Annotated in this window: 2 protein-coding genes; both read right to left on the reverse strand. The window is 61.4% G+C overall.

What is annotated here, in order from left to right; translation table 11 throughout:
- Nucleotides 1-261: 261 nt before the first annotated feature.
- Nucleotides 262-558: a ferredoxin family protein gene (locus tag ACO48X_RS11060; RefSeq protein WP_009199125.1), complete on the reverse strand. Its 297-nt coding sequence runs from the start codon at nt 556-558 to the stop codon at nt 262-264.
- Nucleotides 558-1,435: FAD-dependent oxidoreductase (locus ACO48X_RS11065; protein ID WP_485002138.1), on the reverse strand; the 878-nt coding region annotated here is incomplete at its 5' end. The genes ACO48X_RS11065 and ACO48X_RS11060, both read right to left, overlap by 1 nt.

Below are 1,435 nucleotides of genomic sequence, written 5' to 3' on the forward strand. Positions count from 1 at the left end.
CTGCCTCAACACCGACAAACAAACCGTCCAAATAGCACAAGAGTGAGAGGCAGCAAGGCCTAAAAGCTGAAAGGCGGCAAAACCGGAAAACAAAACAATCCCCGACACGCGGGGACGCCGACACCCTCCCCGCAACGAGGACTCCCATCCCCAACCGATCCTGCACCCGAGAGCGTCGATTCGCACTGTTCGTTTCAACGGTTAAAAACGGGCGGGCGGATAGCTCCGCCCGCCCGTTTTCGTCAGCACTCGCCCTTTTGGTCAACCCTCACGGAACATGACGCCCATCGAACCCTCGGGATAGTGCCATTTGAGCAGTCCCGGAGCCGCGACGGCACGGCACGTTCCACATTCGAGGCAGGCGGCGAACTCCACGGAGATCGTGCCGTCGGGTTCCTCGGAGTAGACGTGGGCCGGGCACACCTTGACCAACACCTTGCCGGCCCCGGTAGCCTTCGCTATCTCCTGATTGACCTCGATATGCGAATTGCCTTCGTCGACTTCATAGACGTTCTTGCCCAGGCGGGCCGGAACGCTGCCTTCGAAAAAATCAGACATTACAGAGACCTCACTGCCTGGAAGCCAATCTTGGCCATCCGTCGAATCTTCATACCGGATGCCTTGAAAGCGGACAACGCGGTCGGAAGGATGTGCTTGCGGGGCGTCAGATCGAGGTTGTACACGCCGTACAGCACGTCCGCCAGCATCAATCCGAGATCCCCGTACATTTCGTCGTTCTCGAGGAAGTCGGGAGCCTTGGCGTACGTCGCCATGTCCTTGCCTACGAAGGAGTTCTTATACTCGGCGATGTATCGTTCCAACCCCACGCGGCTGCAGTCCCCGGTTTCCAGCGCGTGATCGACGGCCGTGGCGGCGGCGACGGCGGAACCGGCCGCCAGGTCCATCCCCCGAGCCGTGAAACCGGTGTTGAGGGTGAAGCCGGCGGCGTCGCCGATCACAACGAGCCCGTTGCGCACCAAATCGTGCTGCATCTTTTCCCCGCCTTCGGCCACAAGGTGGCAGCCGTACTCGAGGAGCTCGCCGCCCTCCAGGAACGGCGCGATCGCCGGGTGCGAGAGGAAATGGTCATGCAGATCCGAAGAGGACTTGCCCTTCTTCGTCAGATCGTCCAGCCGTGCGACGATGCCGATGGAGACGGATTCCTTGTTCGTGTACATGAATCCGCCGCCAGCCACGCCTTCGGTGCAGTCTCCGACGACGGCGTAAGCCGCTCCTTCTTCGCCAACGAGGTTGAAGCGCTTCCTGACCTCCTCCTCGCCGAGGTAAATCACGGACTTCACACCGACCGCCAGGTTCTCCAACGGCTCCTTCCCGCGGATCCCTGCGTCTTGGGAGATGAAGGAGTTGACGCCGTCGGCCGCGACGACGACCCGAGCCCTAAGCTCGTCCTCGCCGGCCCGAATGCCGACGAACC

This window comes from Peptidiphaga sp. (assembly GCF_057238965.1).

Excerpts from the sequence above, each read along its gene's own strand:
- ACO48X_RS11060 (WP_009199125.1), bottom strand. The coding sequence starts at position 558 with ATGTCTGATTTTTTCGAAGGCAGCGTTCCGGCCCGCCTGGGCAAGAAC.